The sequence below is a fragment of the Ventrimonas sp. genome, assembly GCF_048380235.1.
GTDB lineage: Bacteria > Bacillota > Clostridia > Lachnospirales > Lachnospiraceae > Brotaphodocola.
This window is the reverse complement of record NZ_DBFCCJ010000059.1, coordinates 1-17,586: the sequence shown is the minus strand read 5'-3', so window position 1 is coordinate 17,586 and position 17,586 is coordinate 1. Positions and strand designations below refer to the sequence as shown.

The following is a 17,586-nucleotide window of genomic DNA, read 5'->3' as shown; positions in this document are numbered from 1 at the left end:
TGTGAGTTGCCGAAAGGCAACTCACACGGCCCTATTAAAGTTAATCAAATTGTTATTTGATCGCTTCCACCTTATACCCGGCATCCTCAATCGTTTTTTTGAGCAGTGCTTCATCCAGCTCGCGGTCATAGCTTACCACGGCTTTTTTGCCGTGCAGGCTGACTTCTGCGGATGCACCGTCAATCTTGTTGATGGCTTCGGTGACTGCGTTGACGCAGTGTTCGCAGTGCATGCCGGAAATCTTAACGATCTTCTTTCCGATGACCGGATTCTCGAGTTTTTTCTTCTCCGGCGGAAGGCTTCCACCGCCGCCTCCACAGCAGGCTCCCTCGCCTTTAAAATGCTTGATGGTGGATTTTACACCAAGAAGTACAAATACTGCAATGACTAAGATTACAATCATGTCTGTCATAATAGCTTGCTCCCTTCTGTCTTCTTTTTCTGTCAGTTTTTCTTTCTTATGAATGAATCTGCTTTTCCGACGGATCTTCCGTTTTTATTTCTGTCATCGGACTTCCCTGATGTTCCCTCTGGAATCTGCGGTCTCTCGCCTCATCTAGTTTTTTTCTTACAAATTTTACGAAGAGATAAATGGATACGCCCACTATGTACAGGATGATGCAAAGCACCACCATGTAGCCCATAGAATTTTGTGAATGTGACACGGCTCTTCCTCCTGATTGTTTCATCTGGATTTCTGACCCAAATCCAGTTTTTTCTTTTTTCAACGTCTGCGGCTGCCTGTGCTTTCCCAGACAGCCGCATGATCTTGTCAGCCGCAACTTAAGCTATATCATGCATGCACCGGACGTTTCCAATTGCTTCCTGCAAAACAGGTAAACGCCCGTACATGCCACCTTACCTGCAATTACTCTACAGATACCACCTTGTAATCCTGTGCCTCTACAGCCTCTTTCAGCACGCTGTCTGCGATCTCTTTCTCCAGAGTAACGACTGCGGTTCCCTTCTCATGGCTTACCTCTGCGCCGGTTACGCCCTCAATACCTTCCAGAGTCTTTTTCACTCTTGCCTCACAGTGACCGCACATCATTCCTTCGATTTTCATGGTTTTCGTCATAGTTTTCTTCTCCTTTTTCTCTTTATGATCAACATGACTTTCATCATGTGGTCTGCTTTGTTTTTTCTTCTTGTCTTTGGATGCGTCATACATCTTGAACAGGTTCAGACGCAGGGCATTGGTTACCACGCAGAAGCTGGAAAGGCTCATAGCCGCCGCGCCGAACATCGGATTTAACTTCAGTCCAAACAGCGGATACCAGATTCCGGCTGCTAACGGGATTCCGATCACATTGTAGAAAAATGCCCAGAACAGGTTCTCGCGGATGTTACGCAGCGTTGCGCGGCTTAAGCGGATTGCTGCCGGGACATCGCTTAACCGGCTCTTCATCAGAACCACGTTGGCCGCATCGATCGCGATATCGGTTCCTGCGCCGATGGCGATTCCGATATCGGCACGGGTCAGGGCCGGAGCATCGTTGATGCCGTCTCCAACCATGGCTACCTTGCCCTGTTCCTTTAAAGAACGGATGACACTTTCCTTGCCCTCCGGAAGCACTCCGGCGATGACTTCGTCCACACCGGCCTGTGCGCCGATGGCTTTTGCCGTGCGCTCATTGTCTCCGGTCAGCATCACCACGCGGATGCCCATGTTCTGCAGTTCTTTCACGGCACGCGGACTGTCTTCCTTGATGACATCGGCCACCGCGATCATACCAAGAAGCTTCCCGTCCCGGCTGAAATACAGCGGAGTCTTTCCAGCTTCTGCCAGCTGATCTGCCGTTTTCCGGATCTCACCGGATACGGATGCAACGCTGCTGATAAAGGTGAAGTTTCCGCCGCAGAGTTCGCTGCCCTCGTAAATGGCAGAAAGGCCATTGACTATCGGGTAACCCTATGGTTTATTCTCTCAAAAGTCACCTGTATGTTCAAGACTATTTTCAGAATATCGAGGAGTTTTTATAATGACAACATCCATTAATCAGCATTTCAGCCCCTGGTCGCTGCTGAAATTTGCGTTTCCATCTATTATCATGATGATGTTTATGTCCCTCTATACAATTGTGGACGGCATTTTCGTATCCCGCTTTGTCGGAAGCAATGCGCTTTCTTCCTTAAATATCGCCTTTCCTGCTGCTAGCGTTGTCATCGCTGTCGGCACCATGCTGGCAACCGGCGGCACAGCTGTCATCAGCAAATATCTGGGCGAGGGCAAAAAAAGAGAGGCACGGGAATGCCTCTCTCTGTTTCTTTTAGTCGGACTGTTATTCAGCTTTTTCGCCGCTTTGATCGCTGTTCTCTTTCCAGAACCGATCTGCCGGATGCTTGGTGCAAACGACCTGCTTCTGGCTGACAGCATAACCTACTTGAAGATCCTGCTTTTGTTTTCCCCGGCCTGTATGCTCCAGACCCTGTTCCAGTGTTTTCTGGTTACTGCCGGAGCTCCGCATATGGGGCTGATCCTCACAATCCTGGCCGGACTGGTCAATGCCGTTATGGATTATGTTCTCATTGTACCGTGTCAGCTTGGAATCGGCGGAGCCGCCATGGCAACCGGACTGGGACAGACCATCCCTGCCGTGATCGGACTGGTCTTTTTCCTGTCACCCAGACACGAACTGCATCTGACCCGTTTTTCTTTCCGTGTAAAAGAACTCCTACAGGCCTGCTACAACGGTTCTTCCGAAATGGTCACCCAGTTTTCCAATGCCGTGATCACCCTTTTATTTAACATCATCCTGATGCGCCTGGCCGGACCGAACGGAGTTGCTGCCATCACCATTCTTTTGTACGGTCAGTTTTTATTCCAGGCCTTTTATCTGGGATTCTCCATCGGCATCAGCCCAGTGATCGGATTCCAGTACGGCGCTGAAAACCGAAAGGAACTGAAAAATATTTACCATATTTCTTTCCGGTTCACTGCAATCGTTTCCGCATTTATGACTGCGGCAGCCATCTTCCTTTCCACCGGCATTGTCACCATCTTCACGGATGATCCGAAAACCTATGAGCTGGCTGTCACCGGCTTCCGGCTGTTTGCCATAAACTTTCTGTTCTGCGGGTTTAATATCCTTTCCTCCGGATTTTTCACCGCACTGTCCAACGGAAGAGTATCCGCAATCATTTCCTTTGCGAGAACGCTGGTCTTTACCACGATCTCCCTGCTGATCCTGCCGCAGTTTCTTGGAATCAACGGTGCCTGGCTCGCTGTACCGATGGCAGAGTTTCTCACTCTGCTTCTGTTCATTGGTATGCACCGGAAATACTTTTTCCGGGAAGGTAGGCAGAATTATTTTCTGAAATAACACCAAATTCATTATAAACTGCTTCGACAATAAAAGGTTCTCTTTTACCGGTTATTTCGTAAAAAGAGAACCTTTTTGTTACTGAAATCTTATTGATCGCACACAGAACCATCTATTCTCATTCTAGTAGCAATTTTGTGCGACTGAAAAGGAAATAGTTTCTCTACATCTGGCACCAGTTCAATTCCCAATCCTGGTTCTGTTGGAATTTCAACATAACCGTCTTTTACATTTGGTACATGATTCACCATATCACGCATGCGTAATCCACTTTTCTTACCCATAAACTGATCTTGGGTGGAACGAACATCTGGTGATGGATACTCTGCAATAGCCAAATTATCAATGGCTGCACATAACTGTAACTCTGCATTCGTAGCAACAGGACTCAGCGGGTTGTGCGGCACCAGACTACAATGATGAGATTCTGCCACAGCCGCAATTTTCATAGCTCCCGTAATACCTCCACATAAACAAATGCTTGCTCTTACATAATGGCATGCTCTTCTTTCCAAAAGCATTTGAAATTCAAAAATATTATGAATACGTTCTCCAGTAGCAATGGGAATCCTAGAAGCAGAAGCCACTTGTGCCATTGCATCAAAATTATCCGGTCTAATTGGATCTTCCAAAAACATAGGGTTAAATTGTTCCAGTTTACCCGACAAAGAAATAGCCAAAGCAGGTTCCAGTCTTCGATGCAATTCCAGACAAATGTCCATATCTTTTCCTACTGCTTCTCGTATTTTTCCTACCCGCTCTTCTGCTTTATATAACATTGCCGCAGTTCCATCAGAAAATGGCACATCCGAAGGTTCATCCAAAAACGGATTAATATGTCCCACTGCTGTATATCCCTCTTCTTTTGCCTTTAAGCAATGTTCGACCTGTTCTTCTACCGTACAGCCATTCACATGTGCATATACTCTCACCTTGTCTCTACATTTTCCACCAAGCAACTGCCATATAGGCGCATTGTAATATTTTCCCTTGATATCCCATAATGCAATATCTATCGCGCTCAAAGCACCCATGATTGCTGCGCCACGGAAATGCGAATAGCGATACATGGACTGCCAAAGATGTTCAATATCCATCGGATCTTTTCCAATCAGATACTGGGAAAACGTTTCTATTGCCTGTGCACTGGCATCCAAAAATCCCCATGCTCCACTTTCCCCCAAACCTGTGATTCCTTCATCTGTGAGTATCTTACAATAAACAGCTCTGTTTGATTTTATTACTTTTACATTTACAATTTTCATATCGCTTCTCCAACCTTTTACCATATTGTTTATATGAATCATAGCTCGGCATGTCCATTCAGCCAAACATACCAAATACAACTCCCGAAATTGCAAGTACAATGGCTCCACCAATTCTAGAGGAAATTGATGCGTAAGTCATAAGATCCATTCTGTTTCCAGCAGCCAAAATCAGCATATCTCCACTGCCTCCCATGTTAGCCATGCATAACCCTCCTGTCATTGCGGCATCTATTGGATAAAAGCCCACGAGATAACCAATCAGCGCACTTCCCAAAATACAACCTACAATAATAGCAACAGAAAGCACCAGTGTTTTCACTGACATAGCATCGATAAAGCTCTGAAAATCCAGAAGAGAAATTGCCATTCCTGCAAATACTGACGGTGTCAGCCAAACTTTCATTACATCATAGACTTTGCAAATTCCTTTTCTTAATTTTGCAGACAACACACCACTAATATTTAATCCAACCGCAATAATAACCAAGTATGCATACTGATGAATCGATACACCAAAAATTTTAGGAAGAAACCATTTGGAACAAAGACCGGCAAATACCCAGCACCCAGCCATGATCATCATTCCATTTCCCATATCTTCTAAACTGTATGTAACCTGCTCCGAATCTCCAATGCTATCTTTGTCATTCTTTTTACGTAATAATTGACTTCCATCTCCTGTCATTTTTGGAAATTTCTTTCCTAAAAGATCCAAACCAACAGCAAAGAAAATGCAAAGAATATTAGCAACCATCAATGCAGACATCGCAATGCCGTAATATACATCCTTGTCTTTTCCTGTCACCTCTTCATAAATGCTACTCATTGGAAGAGCACCTGCTGCACTTCCACCACCCATTATAGGCATCACATAAGTCATCAAAATGTCTCCGATACTTAAATGGAAACAAATCATGCCTGCTGCAGCCGCCATAATCGCAGCTCCTACTAAGCCACCTAAAATACACGGAAGATATCCGACCAAAGATTTTAACAAAATTTTTCGCTCAATAGCCATAACTGCGCTTACAATCAATAATGTAAGAAAAAAAGCTTGAAAATTGATTCCAGACATCCAGTTATTTGCAGCTTCAACATAAGCTTCCGGTATTAATTTCGCCCATGTTGCAAAAGAACCAAGTAATAATAAAAGTAATGGTCCACCACCTAAATAATCTTTTACGATTGGAAGCTGATTGCCCACTCCCATGATTATAGCTCCGATTACTGTAAGCCAAAATATTGTAGAGCCAAAATCTGTTCCCATTTTTCCTGAGTACATACCTAATACCGTTATCCCAGCTAACACCACCCATGTCAGTAAAGGCAAACCCATCCATTCATACTTTTTCGAAACACCCATAATAATATTCTCCTTATATTTTTTTCTTTTTTCTTAAATATTTGTCGACATATATCAAGAATTTTTATGCAATTTCTGCATTTATTGACTTTGCTGCAAAAGCATCATATACTTTATGACATAATTATATTGTGTAATTCATCATTTTGTCCAATATGTTCCCATAAATAATACTATAAACAAATATTTATAATTTAAGGAGTGTGCTTTATGTCTTTCGATAAATTAGATTATGTCATAGCTGTTGCTCAAGAACAAAATTTAACAAAAGCTGCAGCCAGACTATATATTTCACAGCCCGCATTAACAAGTGCATTAAATAAGTTAGAAAGCGAATTAGGTGTGAAACTTTTTGATCGTAAACATTCACCGATCAGACTGACCGCTGCCGGAAATCTCTATATACAAGAAATGAACCATATCCGGCAACTGCAGATCAAAATGCAAAACCAATTATCATCTTTATCAAAAACTCGTTTCTGTCTAAGCATCGGAAGTGGACGTGGGCATTATTGGCTTCCCCTTTTACTGCCCACGTTTGCAAAACTTCATCCAGACGTACAATTGTCCATCAATAACAACGCTTTGAGTACACATGACAAAAACATTGACAATCTTCCTGCTACTCTAGCGATCGGAACTTTTAGCCTTTCAAACACGCATAACAATATTCAAGATGAATTTTTAATCCAAGAAAATCTTATCTATGTAATACCTCAATCGCTTGGCCTTATTTCACCAGAAAAATACAAAGGATGCTCTATTGAACATCCTTGCCTTATCGATTCTTCTATATTAGACGGTGCACCTTTTGTTTGTGGCGAAAATATTAATAATTACACATATTTTTTAGAACGAGAAATGAATCGCTATCAGTTTAAATATGGAAATCTAATAACCTATGGTACGCCTCAAGCTGCTCTGCTTCTTGCCAGCAATGGCATGGGCGTTACATTCATTTCTCAAAGCATTTGCAGATGGGAACAAATTGCATCTCGATACGATGTTTATTTTTGTACTTTGGATTCAACACCTCCCGTTCAAAACATTCACGCCTTTTATGCTGAAAATCCCAATAACGTCAATTTAATTCAAGATATGCTTGATTTAATTCGTAAACAATTAATCCCACAGCTCTATCCTTTATAAACATAAAAAATCCGAATGTCATTACACCATATGTTACCGTGTAATGACATTCGGATTTTTCTAAAAACACCTATGATGATCAGTTTCTACTCAGATACCGCTTCACATACTTTCCAGTATAAGATACCGGGCTTTCTGCGACTTCCTCCGGCGTTCCTTTCGCGATAACAGTTCCACCGCGCTCGCCGCCCTCCGGTCCAATATCGATCAGGTAATCCGCTGTTTTGATCACATCCAGGTTGTGCTCAATGACAATGACCGTATTACCACCATCCGACAATCTGCGCAGGATCTCCACCAGCTTGTGGACATCCGCAAAATGCAGACCGGTTGTCGGCTCATCCAGAATATAAACGGTCTTTCCGGTTCCACGGCGGCTTAACTCCGTCGACAGCTTGATCCGCTGTGCCTCGCCGCCGGAAAGCTGGGTTGACGGCTGTCCCAGACGGATATACGAAAGTCCCACATCATTCAAGGTCGCAATCTTCCGGTAGATCGACGGCACATTCTCAAAGAATTTCATAGCCTCTTCTACCGTCATGTTCAGCACATCGTAAATGCTCTTTCCCTTATATTTCACTTCCAGCGTCTCGCGGTTATAGCGTTTGCCCCCACAGACTTCACACGGCACATAGACATCCGGCAAAAAATGCATCTCAATCTTGATGATGCCGTCACCGCTGCAGGCCTCACACCGACCGCCCTTCACATTAAAGCTGAAACGTCCTTTTTTATAGCCTTTCGCCTTGGCATCCGGCGTCGACGCAAACAGGTCGCGGATCATATCAAACACGCCCGTGTAAGTTGCCGGGTTAGAACGCGGAGTACGGCCGATCGGGGACTGGTCAATGTTGATGACCTTATCCAGCTGCTCCAATCCCTCGATCTTCTTAAATTTGCCCGGAATAGTACGCGCACGGTTCAGCTTTCTTGCCAGTTCCTTATAAAGGATTTCGTTGACCAGGGAACTTTTTCCCGAGCCGGAGACACCGGTCACGCAGGTCATAATGCCAAGTGGGAAGGAAACATCGATATTTTTTAAGTTGTTCTCTGCTGCCCCGCGCACTGTGATCCAGCCGGTCGGCTGTCTGCGCTCCTTCGGCACCGGGATCTGGATACGGCCGCTAAGGTACGCGCCAGTGACGGACTTCTCATTCTGCATGATCTCTTCCGCAGTACCGATGGCTACCACTTCTCCACCGTGTTCGCCTGCTCCCGGTCCGATATCCACAATGCAGTCCGCCGCTCGCATGGTATCCTCATCGTGCTCTACCACCAGAACTGTATTGCCCAGGTCACGAAGGTGGGTCAGAGTTGCCAGCAGCTTGTCATTGTCGCGCTGATGCAGACCAATGCTCGGCTCATCCAGAATATATGCCACGCCCACTAGGCCGGAGCCGATCTGGGTTGCCAGGCGGATTCTCTGTGCCTCACCGCCGGACAAAGTACCAGTAGCCCGGGACAGAGACAGGTATTCCAGTCCTACATTTAACAGGAAGTCCAGTCGCGCCTTGATCTCCTTTAAAATCTGATGACCGATGGATTCCTGCATTGGAGTGAGCTTCAGCTCCTCCAAAAATGCGCGGAAGTGGGTAATGGAGAGCTCCGTTGCCTCATAAATATTGATGCCGCCTACAGTAACTGCCAGGGAACTGGATTTCAGGCGCTGGCCCTTGCAGGCTTTGCACGGCGTAATGCGCATAAAAGTCTCATACTCTGCCTTGGAGGCTTCCGAGAAGGTCTCCTTGTAGCGGCGCTCCACATTGCGGATCAGTCCCTCAAATGCCACCGGATATATGCCTTCCCCTCGCTGGCCCTTATAGTACACCTTTACTTCTTTTCCGTTGGTTCCGTACAGGAGCACGTCCTGAATCTCCTTCGGATAGTCCTCAAACGGTGTGTCCAGATCAAAATGATATTCCTTACACAGGGCATCCAGGATTGCGTGGGTAAAGCTGTTTTTGTCCGTGCAGGACTGCCAGCCCATTACCACAATGGCACCCCTGGAAATACTTAAGGAGCGGTCTGGAATCATAAGGTTTTCATCAAACTCCATCTTGTAGCCCAGACCAAAACACTCCGGACAAGCTCCAAACGGATTGTTGAAGGAAAAGCTTCGCGGCTCCACCTCTTCAATGCTGACGCCGCAGTCCGGGCAGGCAAAGCTCATGCTGAAATTCATGGGTTCCCCATCGATCACATCCACGATCATAAGACCGTCAGAAAGCCCCATGACCGTCTCGATCGAATCCGTCAGGCGCTTTTCAATGCCTTCTTTTACCACCAGGCGGTCTACCACAATTTCAATATTATGCTTGATATTCTTCTCCAGCTTGATCTCTTCGGAAAGCTCATAGAGATTTCCATCAATACGGGCACGGACGTAACCGCTCTTGCGCGCCTGCTCCAACAGCTTGACATGCTCACCCTTGCGCCCGCGTACTACCGGCGCCAGCAGCTGGATCCTGGTGCGCTCCGGCAACTGCAGGATCTGGTCCACCATCTGGTCAATGGTCTGCTTTTTGATCTCACGGCCGCATTTCGGACAGTGCGGAATGCCAATGCGGGCATAGAGAAGACGCATGTAATCGTAGATTTCCGTAACCGTACCCACAGTCGAACGCGGATTGCGGTTGGTAGATTTCTGGTCAATGGAGATGGCCGGGGAAAGTCCCTCAATGCTCTCCACATCCGGCTTTTCCATCTGGCCAAGGAACTGCCTTGCGTAAGAGGACAGCGACTCCATATAACGCCGCTGCCCTTCTGCATAAATCGTATCAAAGGCCAGGGAAGACTTGCCCGAGCCGCTCAGGCCCGTCAGCACCACCAGCTCGTTTCTGGGAATGTCCAGGGATATATGTTTCAGGTTGTGCTCATTCGCACCACGAATCTTGATATACTGCTTTGCCATGGCTGTAAACCTTTCTCTTCTGATTCCTCTCTAGTATGTCTCAGATAACCCTGATTATACCACAAAAGCGGGACAGGTGCAAACATTTGTTCGTATCTGTCCCGCACGTTTTTAAACTTCACCCGATGTCTGTCCGGCTTCTGCTTCCGGCTTCTGCGTCTCACTTTCCTCTTCCGCGTTTTCCTTCCCGGCCTTCAGAATCTCCATAAATTCCTCACCGGTAATGGTCTCACGCTCCAACAGATAAGCAGCAATTTCATTCAGCTTCGCCGCATTATCCTTCAGGATCTGCATAGCCTTGTCGTACTGCTGTCTGACAATGGCAACCACTTCCTCATCTACCAGTCTTGCGGTCTCAGGAGAGCATACCATGGAGGTATCGCCGCCCAGATACTGGTTGTTTACTGTCTCCAGCGCTACCATACCGAACTGGCTGCTCATGCCGTAACGGGTTACCATGGCCCGCGCCATTTTGGTGGCCTGTTCAATATCATTGGCTGCACCGGTCGTAATGGAATGGAAGATAAATTCCTCTGCGGCACGTCCGCCGGTCAGAGTCGCAATCTTGTTTAAGGCCTCTTCCTTGCTCATCAGGAAACGTTCGCCCTCTTCCACCTGCATGGTGTAGCCCAGAGCACCGGAAGTACGCGGGATAATGGTGATCTTATGCACCGGGGCACTGTTGCTCTGACATGCTGCCACCAGTGCGTGTCCCACCTCATGATAAGAGACGATGCGCTTCTCGTTGATGGAAACTGCAGCATCCTTTCTCTGGTATCCGGCAATGACAACCTCCACGCTCTCCTCTAAATCTGCCTGAGTCACAAATGCACGGCCCTGACGGACTGCCCGCAGTGCGCCTTCATTGATGATATTGGCGAGCTCTGCACCGCTGGCACCGGAAGTTGCGCGTCCGATGGCGTCAAAGTCAATATCACTTCCAAGCTTTACATTCTTTGCATGAACCTTCAGGATTGCCACACGGCCCTTCAGATCCGGAAGCTCTACCGGGATCCGCCGGTCAAAACGGCCCGGTCGAAGGAGTGCCTTGTCCAGAGACTCCGGACGGTTGGTCGCTGCCAGAATGACAACACCCTTGCGGCCATCAAAGCCGTCCATCTCGGTCAGCAGCTGGTTTAAGGTCTGTTCCCGCTCGTCATTTCCGGAAAAGCCGGAACCGTCACGCTTCTTACCAATGGTGTCGATCTCATCGATGAATACGATACACGGTGCCTTCTCATTCGCCTGCTTGAACAGGTCACGCACCTTGGCTGCGCCCATACCGACGAACATCTCCACAAATTCCGAACCGGAGATGGAGAAGAATGGAACATGTGCCTCACCGGCTACTGCTTTCGCCAGCAGAGTCTTACCGGTTCCGGGAGGGCCTACAAGCAGTGCGCCCTTTGGCAGAACTGCACCGATATCTGCATATTTCTGCGGATTATGAAGGAAATCCACGATTTCCTTTAAAGCTTCCTTTGCCTCTTCCTGACCGGCTACATCTGCAAAGGTCTTGCCGGTCTCAGTCTCCGCATAGATCTTGGCGTTGGACTTTCCGAAGGTCATGGCATTTCCCATACCGCCCATCCGTTTCGCCATGCTCTTGCTGAGGATCTGGCCGATGACCACAAACATCAGGATTGGCAGCACCCAGTTAAAAATAAAATTCTGCAGTGGAGATGCCTGGGTTGGGATAGATTCTGAGAAGGTTATCCCGGCGTTCCGCAGGCGGGCTGTCAGATCTTCATCCGGCCATAAGCCGGTCTTATAAAGCTTGATATCTGCCGTCTTCCAGGATTTTAACGGAAGCTGGCCATTCAGTGCCTGCTGCACATCCTCCGTCCAGAACGTCAGCTGATTGTCCCCTCTTGTAACACCTGCGATCTGCTTGTTGTCCAGCATATCCAGGAACTGATCGTAGGTTACTTCTGTCACAGACCGTTCTGCCAGAGCAGGCATAACCAGCGCATTCAGCAGAATGGTGATCAGAAGGATGATTCCATAGTAGTAAAGCAGCTTTTTATTGGGCCGCTTCGGTCCGTCTTCTTTCATACCCATACTATATTCTCCTTATGTCTTTTGTTTTGTAACTGTCTGCAATATCCTCCCAGTTACGATGATTTCCAGAATATTTTTATTTCTGTTCTATTTAGTATACAACAAGAGCAGAGGTTTTTAAACCCCCGCTCCTGTTAAAACTTTCTAAACTCTTTGTGTTTCTTCTGTGAACTCAATCTGGAATGGTTGGAACCGCATCCGCCGGAACCGGGCTCACAAATCCTGCTGCCGTGCGCTTTTCAAACTCTTCCCGTGCCTCTTTTAATATCTCCGGCTGGTTAAACAGGTCAATGGCTGCAGCTGCCAGCACCTTTCCTGCATGGACTGCTGCCTTATGACCGATCTCGGTACGGTCACAGGAAACATTCTGCCAGCTGTGACCCGGGCAGCCGTTCGGCCATGCTGCCACATGGATCTGTGCCGTCGGAGTCAGCCAGCTCACATCGCCTACATCGGTCGAACCTGCCTGAAACGCATTTTTCTGGTACAGCGGCGCCAGGAACGCGTTCATGGAATGGCCGCAGGCCTTCTGCATAGCGGCAACCTGCTCCCGCGCAGTTTCATCATTTTCTGCTGCAACGCCCGGAATCCGGTCATTTCCCATATAGGTTTTGCACAGCGTATCTGCAAAGTCATTCTCCTCATCGGTATAAGACGGCACACCCAGCTCTTCATAGTTACGGTAAAGCACACGCTCTAACGCGAAATTGCTGATGGTATCTGCCACACCGTCAATGAATTTCTTCTCAAACGTGGTCTCCGTCATCAGCGCTGCGCCCTGGGCGATCTTGTCCACCCGCTTCTGCAGCTCCACGGCCTCTGCCACGTGATTGGAGCGCACCATATAAAGGACACTGGCTTTCGCCTGCACTACATTCGGGCTGCAGCCGCCGGCATCCGTAATGGCATAATGGATGCGCGCCTTATCACTCATATGCTCCCGCAGATACTGGACGCCGGTATTCATCAATTCCACCGCATCCAGCGCGCTGCGTCCCATCTCGGGTGCACCTGCCGCATGAGAAGCAATGCCGTGGAACTTGTACTGGGTCTGGATGCAGGCATTGGAGGAACCTGTCGCCACTTCATTTACATCATCCGGATGCCAGGTTAACGCCGCATCCAGATTTCTCCAGACACCATCTCTTGCCATAAAGGCCTTGGCCGCACCGCCCTCTTCTCCCGGACAGCCATACAGGATCACCGTACCAGCTGTCTGATTTTGTTCCAGATAAGCCTTCACTCCAAATGCCGCAGCCATGGCACCGGCCCCCAGGATATTATGACCACAACCGTGGCCGCTTCCACCTTCCTTAAGCGGCTTCTCCTCGGTGCAGCCGGCAGTCTGGGATAAGCCGGAAAGCGCATCATACTCTGCCAGAAGGCCAATCACAGGACGGCCGCTTCCATAGCTTGCGGAAAATGCCGTTTCTATGCCGCTGATACCTTTTTTCACGCGGAATCCTTCTTTCTCCAGTACCTCACAGTAAAGAGCTGCCGACTTAAATTCCTGAAGGGATAACTCCGCATACTCCCAGATATGGTCTGCCACATTACAAATCAGTTCTTTTCTGGCTTCAATGGCCGCCAGGGCCTCTTTTTTTTCTTCTGTCACTTGTTTTCTCCTGTCCGTCTCCAAAATAATTTCACTCTCATTACATCTTATCGCAAAAAGGCGCCGGAAAAATCCCGGCACCTCTCATCGTATTCCTTATAAAACTTTCGCAAGAAATTCTTTCAGACGCTCATGCTTCGGATGGTCAAAGATTTCCTCCGGCGTTCCCTCTTCCAGCAGCTTTCCGTCTGCCATGAAGAGCACGCGGTTTCCAACCTCTTTTGCAAATCCCATCTCATGGGTTACAACTACCATAGTCATGCCCTCGTGAGCCAGTTCCTTCATAACATCCAGAACCTCGCCTACCATCTCCGGATCCAGCGCGGAAGTCGGCTCATCAAAGAGCATCACCTCCGGCTCCATTGCCAGCGCACGCACAATGGCAACTCGCTGCTTCTGTCCTCCGGAAAGCTGGATCGGATACGCGTCCGCGCGGTCTTTTAAACCCACACGGTCTAATAGCTCCAAAGCTTTCTTCTCCGCATCTGCGCGGCTGACACCTTTTACCTTCATCGGTGCAAGCACCATGTTCTCCAGAATCGTCATGTGCGGGAACAGATTAAAATGCTGGAACACCATGCCCATGCGCTGACGCAGGGCATCGATGTCCAGTTTTACGGTCTTTCCATTTTCATCCCGATATTTCTTCTTGGTGATATCCACACCGCTAAAAATGATGGCACCACCGGTCGGCTCCTCCAGCAGGTTCAGACTGCGCAGGAAAGTAGACTTTCCGGAACCGGATGGTCCGATGACAGCCATCACATCCCCTTTGTTGATGTTGACCGTCACGCCATCCAGGGCTCTGATGGTGCCCATCTTATAATGCTTCTTTAAATCTTTTACCTGAATCATACTATCGTTTGTCGCCACGGCTCATTCTCCTCTCAAAATATGCAATGATCTTGGAAGTCGGGAAGCAGAGGCAGAAATAAATTGCCGTTGCCACCAGCAGAGGCTCCACGATAATAAAGGTTGCACCCTTGACTGCATTTACAGCAGACATGATATCCTGTACACCAATGGTGTACGTGATTGCAGACTCCTTGATGATAACAACAAACTCATTGGCAATCGCCGGGAGAATGTTCTTGAGTGCCTGCGGAAAAATGATATAACGCAGGTTCTGAGTCTGGGACAGGCCCAGGGAACGGGCCGCCTCGGTCTGTCCGCCGTCAATGGACTGGATCCCCGCACGGATGATCTCACACAGATAAGCGCCGGAGTTCATGCCCAGGGCCACAACACCCGGGAAGAAACGGCTGAACTTGATAAATCCGAAAATCTGGAAAGACGGAAGCTGGACAATGCCAAACACACCGTAGTAGATGATAAACACCTGCACGATGACCGGCGTGGAACGCAGAATCTCGACATACGCTGTAGCCAGGAAAGACAGCGGATTAAAGCGGCTGATCCAGACTAGCGGACCGCCTTCGCGCATGTGACCGTCTTTATCAAGGCCCAGTGCCCGGAATGGACGGACATTGGACATTCTCATCAGTGCCAGTATCAGCGCGATGCAAAAGCCGATCGCTACCGTAAATACGGATAACAGGACCGTTACAACAATGCCCTGCCTGAACAGCTCAGCATACGGCGCAATTTTGGAGAAATTGCTCCATTGAACAAATTGACTCATCAGGTGCTCCTTTCAGTATTAGTTCTGAACGTTTCCTTCTGCGTCCAGAAGACCCTCGTATTTCTCGCCTGCTGCAAGCTCGCCGGCGTCAGCAATGAACTTCTCAAGGCTGCCATCCTCTTTTGCGGCTGCGATTGCTTCGTTTACGCCTGCTAACAGTGCCTCATTACCCTTGCAGACGCCGATTGCTGAACCCTCAGCATCGTACGGTACGTCCATAACCAGGGTCAGCTCCGGATAGTTTTTCTGATAGCTCTTTGCTACATCAGTCTCAATGTAAGCAGCATCCATCTTGCCGGTCAGCAGTTCAGAAATGATATCGGTAACCTTCGGCAGACCTACAATGTCGGCCTCCGGGCTGTTCTCGTTTGCCAGATCCATCTGAATGGAACCAACCTGCGCACCTACGGATACATCCGGTTTGTTGATTGCTTCAAAGCTGTTGTATTTCTCTGCGTTATCTTTCACGGTTACTATGGACTGTCCTCCCATGTAGTACAGATCAGAGAAATCCATAATGCCCATACGTTTCTCGTCCGGGGAAAGTCCGGCCATGCCCAGGTCAACCGATTTGGTCTGCAGCTCACTGATGACACCATCGAAATCTACGGTTACAACCTCTAATTCAAGGCCCAGATAATCAGCAATGTACTGAGCCAGATCCATATCAAAGCCTGCCAGCTTCGGAGTTCCATCCTCACCGATCGCGTAGAACTCGTACGGAGCAAAGTCCGGGCTGGTTGCTACGGTCAGCTTGCCAGGAGTAACTGTCTCAATATCAGCTGCTGCCTTTGTCTCCTCTGCGCTGCTTGCTTCTGCTGCTGACTCAGCTGCAGTAGTCTCTGCCTCAGTTGCTGCTGCAGTAGTCTCTGCCGGCTTGCTCCCGCCGCAGGCGGTTACAGAAGCTGCCATACATGCTGCCATAGATAATGCCGCGATTTTCTTCTTCATAATGTTCCTCCTCTTTCACATTTATTCATCTTTCAATGAATAATATGCATAAATATAAATATATACTTAAACATTATAACGAATTTCCAAAATTAATCAAGTGCCAGAACTTAAAAAAAGGAGGAAATCCGCAGATTCCTCCTTTTTTGTGCATTATTTTCTGTTTTACTTAAGAAAATGAAGCAAGAATATGATTTGTTACCATCTTCGGGTCATCAATGACAAAGTCCGGATGAAATGCTTCCAGCTCGGCCCGGTCACGGAATCCCCAGGTCACGCCCACGGTGTGGGCCTTTGCATTCAGGCCAGTCTGCATATCCGTATTCGTATCCCCAAAGTACAGGCACTCCTCCGGCTTGCATCCAAACTCCTCCAGAATCCGGTTCACACCTGCCGGATCCGGCTTCTTCGGGACATCGTCCTTCTGCCCGGCCACAATATCAAAATATCCTTTTCCAAAGACTGCCTCAATATTCTCTACAGTCCGGGCATGGGGCTTGTTGGAAAGAACTGCAATGCGGATTCCCCGGGCCTTTAATTCCTGAAGCAGCTCAGGAATTCCCTCATAAGGCCGCACATGGTAAAGACAATGCTCCGCAAACAGTCTGGTGTAGGCAGAAAGTGCCTCTTCATAATGAAGGAGTTCCTTATCTCCACTGTACATCAGTGCACGCTTCATCTGCATCCGGTATCCATCTCCCACAAATTGTTTGATGTGTTCCGGATCCACCGGACCATATCCAAACTCCTTCAAAGTCAGATTGGTCGTGTAGGTCAGTGCATCCAGTGTGTTCAATAAAGTCCCATCCAGATCAAAAATACAGCAACGGATCATATGCGTTCCTCCCTTGGTTTTCTAAAGTGCTCTCAGAATCTTTTATCTCTGCTTTGCGAGATGATTTTAGTCAGTTGTGTAAAAAACTTGAGACATTATTGTGAACTACCCATTGTCTAAAGCCAATGGGCTTCCTGCTTCACAGACCTCGTAACCTACTATCTCCACAGGCGTTAATTCGGGCAGTCCCTGCCCTATATTGTTATTTTTATGCTATTTGTCTTAATCCTTCTTCCAGTATATTCTTTGCTGCATTGATATCCCTGTCATGATTTGTTCCACAGACAGGACATATCCATTCCCTTACTGATAGATTTTTCGTCTCTATATTTTGGTATCCACAAACTGAACACAATTGACTACTGGCATAGAATGTATCTATTTTGACATATTTTCTGCCATTCCACTTGGCCTTATATTCTAACTGTCTTGTCAGCTCATGCCATGATACATCACTTATGGACTTTG

Annotated in this window: 14 protein-coding genes and 1 pseudogene; 2 read left to right on the top strand and 13 right to left on the bottom strand. The window is 47.7% G+C overall.

Annotation, left to right across the window (positions count from 1 at the left end):
* Positions 1-52: 52 nt before the first annotated feature.
* The 3 genes and pseudogenes from ACMP1L_RS09985 to ACMP1L_RS09975 form a co-directional block, all read right to left on the bottom strand.
* Complete coding sequence (locus ACMP1L_RS09985; protein ID WP_418452927.1) at positions 53-412, bottom strand: heavy-metal-associated domain-containing protein; 360 nt, start codon at positions 410-412, stop codon at positions 53-55.
* Between the two features lie 46 nt (positions 413-458).
* A complete protein-coding gene (locus tag ACMP1L_RS09980) occupies positions 459-665 on the bottom strand; it encodes a hypothetical protein (RefSeq protein ID WP_147353393.1) in 207 nt (68 codons plus the stop codon).
* A gap of 203 nt (positions 666-868) precedes the next feature.
* Positions 869-1,897, bottom strand: a pseudogene (locus ACMP1L_RS09975) (metal-transporting ATPase); the annotation flags it as partial.
* 85 nt (positions 1,898-1,982) lie between these two features.
* Here ACMP1L_RS09975 and ACMP1L_RS09970 point away from each other — a divergent pair.
* A complete protein-coding gene (locus ACMP1L_RS09970; RefSeq protein ID WP_418452926.1) occupies positions 1,983-3,323 on the top strand; it encodes an MATE family efflux transporter in 1,341 nt (446 codons plus the stop codon).
* Between the two features lie 89 nt (positions 3,324-3,412).
* On the opposite strand, the gene ACMP1L_RS09965 is transcribed toward ACMP1L_RS09970, so the two are convergent.
* Both ACMP1L_RS09965 and ACMP1L_RS09960 read right to left on the bottom strand, forming a co-directional pair.
* A complete protein-coding gene (locus ACMP1L_RS09965; RefSeq protein ID WP_118543326.1) occupies positions 3,413-4,588 on the bottom strand; it encodes a mandelate racemase/muconate lactonizing enzyme family protein in 1,176 nt (391 codons plus the stop codon).
* 58 nt (positions 4,589-4,646) lie between these two features.
* Positions 4,647-5,954, bottom strand: coding sequence for a 2-hydroxycarboxylate transporter family protein (locus ACMP1L_RS09960; protein ID WP_118543327.1), 1,308 nt, complete (start codon positions 5,952-5,954; stop codon positions 4,647-4,649).
* Between the two features lie 210 nt (positions 5,955-6,164).
* Between ACMP1L_RS09960 and ACMP1L_RS09955 the strand changes: the two genes are divergently transcribed.
* Positions 6,165-7,103, top strand: a complete 939-nt coding sequence (locus tag ACMP1L_RS09955) for a LysR family transcriptional regulator (protein ID WP_418452925.1) — start codon at positions 6,165-6,167, stop codon at positions 7,101-7,103.
* Between the two features lie 79 nt (positions 7,104-7,182).
* On the opposite strand, the gene uvrA is transcribed toward ACMP1L_RS09955, so the two are convergent.
* From uvrA to ACMP1L_RS09915, 8 genes are all read right to left on the bottom strand, one after another.
* Complete coding sequence (gene uvrA / locus ACMP1L_RS09950) at positions 7,183-10,014, bottom strand: excinuclease ABC subunit UvrA (protein WP_418452924.1); 2,832 nt, start codon at positions 10,012-10,014, stop codon at positions 7,183-7,185.
* Positions 10,015-10,125: 111 nt separating this feature from the next.
* Positions 10,126-12,069 (bottom strand): ATP-dependent zinc metalloprotease FtsH, encoded by a 1,944-nt coding sequence (gene ftsH, locus ACMP1L_RS09945; protein ID WP_418452928.1) that lies wholly within the window; start codon positions 12,067-12,069, stop codon positions 10,126-10,128.
* A 178-nt stretch (positions 12,070-12,247) separates the two neighbouring features.
* A complete protein-coding gene (locus tag ACMP1L_RS09940; protein ID WP_418452923.1) occupies positions 12,248-13,690 on the bottom strand; it encodes a M20 family metallopeptidase in 1,443 nt (480 codons plus the stop codon).
* Positions 13,691-13,786: 96 nt separating this feature from the next.
* The gene (locus ACMP1L_RS09935; protein ID WP_118733930.1) at positions 13,787-14,563 is read right to left on the bottom strand and encodes an amino acid ABC transporter ATP-binding protein; all 777 of its coding nucleotides are present in this window, start codon (positions 14,561-14,563) and stop codon (positions 13,787-13,789) included.
* A complete protein-coding gene (locus tag ACMP1L_RS09930) occupies positions 14,547-15,332 on the bottom strand; it encodes an amino acid ABC transporter permease (RefSeq protein WP_118534435.1) in 786 nt (261 codons plus the stop codon). The genes ACMP1L_RS09935 and ACMP1L_RS09930 overlap by 17 nt, the downstream gene beginning before the upstream one ends.
* Positions 15,333-15,350: 18 nt before the next feature.
* On the bottom strand, positions 15,351-16,283 hold the full coding sequence (locus ACMP1L_RS09925; protein WP_177304765.1) for a transporter substrate-binding domain-containing protein: 933 nt from the start codon (positions 16,281-16,283) through the stop codon (positions 15,351-15,353).
* A gap of 169 nt (positions 16,284-16,452) precedes the next feature.
* Positions 16,453-17,118, bottom strand: a complete 666-nt coding sequence (locus tag ACMP1L_RS09920; protein WP_118534433.1) for an HAD family hydrolase — start codon at positions 17,116-17,118, stop codon at positions 16,453-16,455.
* 208 nt (positions 17,119-17,326) lie between these two features.
* The coding region (locus tag ACMP1L_RS09915) for an RNA-guided endonuclease TnpB family protein (RefSeq protein WP_418452922.1) at positions 17,327-17,586 on the bottom strand (260 nt) is incomplete at its 5' end.